This window comes from Mesorhizobium sp. M4A.F.Ca.ET.050.02.1.1 (genome assembly GCF_003997725.1).
In the GTDB taxonomy this organism is placed as follows: Bacteria; Pseudomonadota; Alphaproteobacteria; order Rhizobiales; family Rhizobiaceae; genus Mesorhizobium.
On record NZ_RZSG01000990.1, the window covers coordinates 1 to 1,947 of the forward strand.

At 66.3% G+C, this 1,947-nt stretch carries 2 protein-coding genes; both read right to left on the reverse strand.

Annotated features, from left to right (window positions below):
- Nucleotides 1–8 precede the first annotated feature (8 nt).
- Nucleotides 9–965, reverse strand: a complete 957-nt coding sequence (locus EOA33_RS34050; RefSeq protein ID WP_126055024.1) for a MoxR family ATPase — start codon at nt 963–965, stop codon at nt 9–11.
- Nucleotides 952–1,947, reverse strand: a 996-nt coding sequence (locus EOA33_RS34055; protein WP_127407605.1) for a DUF4350 domain-containing protein, incomplete at its 5' end; no start/stop codon positions are given. The genes EOA33_RS34050 and EOA33_RS34055, both read right to left, overlap by 14 nt.

Here is a 1,947-nt window from a genome sequence, read left to right on the forward strand (position 1 = left end):
CGGATAGATCACCGCGGCGCTTCCGTCTGGTCGACGAGGTCGGACACGATCTGCTCCACCAGCCGCCCATCGATCTGCGCGGCCGGCGAAAGGATGACGCGATGGCGCAGCGCCGGCACGGCGAGCGCCTTGACGTCGTCCGGGATCACGTAAGCGCGACCGTCGAGCGTGGCCCGTGCCCGCGCCGCCCGCGCCAGCATGGCGCCCGCGCGAGGGCTGGCGCCGACCTCCAGGTCCGGGCTCTCGCGTGTGGCGCGCACCAGCGCGGCGATATAGTTGACGACGTCGTCGACCAGGGTGACGGAGCCGACGGTTTCGAGCGCCTTTTCCAGCGTCTTGCGGTCGGTCCGGGCCTTGATGCCGTATTGCGCGATGTCGTGCGAGGCGGAGCCGCCGCCGTGATGGACGATGATGGCGCGCTCGTCCTGCAGGTCCGGATAGCTCACCCGGTGTTTGAACAGGAAACGGTCGAGTTGTGCCTCCGGCAGCGGATAGACGCCCTGATGCTCGATGGGGTTCTGCGTCGCCACCACCATGAAATTGCGGCCGAGCGAATGGGTGGTGCCGTCGAAGGTGACAGCGTGCTCCTGCATGGCTTCCAGGAGGGCGGCCTGGGTCTTCGGTGGGGTGCGGTTGATCTCGTCGGCAAGCAGAAGATCGCAGAAGATCGGGCCGCGCGTCAGCGTGAACTGCCCGCTCTGGAAATTGTAGATGTTGGAGCCGACGATATCGCCGGGCATCAGGTCCGGCGTGAACTGGATGCGCCCATAGGCGACACCGAGCGCCTGCGCGAAGCAGCGCGCGGTCATGGTCTTGGCGGTCCCCGGCGGTCCTTCGAGCAATATATGCCCGCCGGCGAACAGGGCGGTGAGCATCAGGTCGACCGTGTCGTGCTGGCCGGTAATCGCTTTCGCCACTTCTTCCCTGATCGCTGTCGCCAGGGCCTTCACATCATCGACGTTCACCGAGCCTCCTTGCCGTCCAGTCGTGCAGCCGTTCGGCTGCCTCATGCATTTCCGCCAGCGAACTGGCATTGTTCGCGGCCTTGAGCCGCGTCGTGAACCCCTGGGCCTCGCCCTTGTCGCGGGAATCGAGCCAGCGGTCGAGCGCTTCGCCCTGCAGCCCGTGCGGCGCGCCAAGCAGCGCGCCGGCACGCTGCCGCATCAGGGCGCCATAGCGATCGCCCAGTTCCTCCAGACGTCCGGCGCGCTTGAAGAGCATCGCCGTGGTGTCGACCAGCGCCCGCTTGCCGAAGGCGATCGCCCGGCCCTCGGCGCGCGGCGGGCCGAAGCGGCCAAGACCATGCAGGAAGGCCAGCGCCGCGGCGGCAAGGATCGACAGCGTCAGCGCCAGGAAGGGCGGCTCGACCAAAAGCTTGGCGAGATCGTATTTGCGCCCGGCGCCATGCAGTGTCAGGTCGAACATCACCGCACCCTTGCCGGGTTCCAGCATGGCGATGAGGTCCAGCGCCGCCCTGGCCTTGTCGGGATCCTTGAGCGCGGCGTTGTTGATGAGGTCCGGATCGGTCAGGATGTAGAAAGGCTTGTCGTCGAGTTCGGTGAGAACGGCCTTGCCGTTGCCCGCCGCAATCAGCGGGTGCTCGTCGGCCACCCATTGCATGTCTTCGGGTGCAGCGATGAGATGCCCTCCAATGTCGAGGTGTTCGACCGGGCTCTTGCCGACTCCGAGCTTGGCCTTGGCGATGCGGCCGAGCCAGTCGTTCACGACCGCGTCGGGCAACCGCTCGATTTTCATCTCCCAGCCTTCGGGCGTTTGTAGTGGCAAGGTTTGCCATTTTGGCAGCACGAAAAGCGTGTCCTTGTCCGCTCGGAGCCTGATTATGCGCTCGAGCGCCGCCGGATCGCTGTCAGGCGAAATGGTGACCACGAGCAAGAAGCCGGCGAGCAGGCCCGAATCGAGGCCCTCCTCGGTTGCGATCATTGGTGG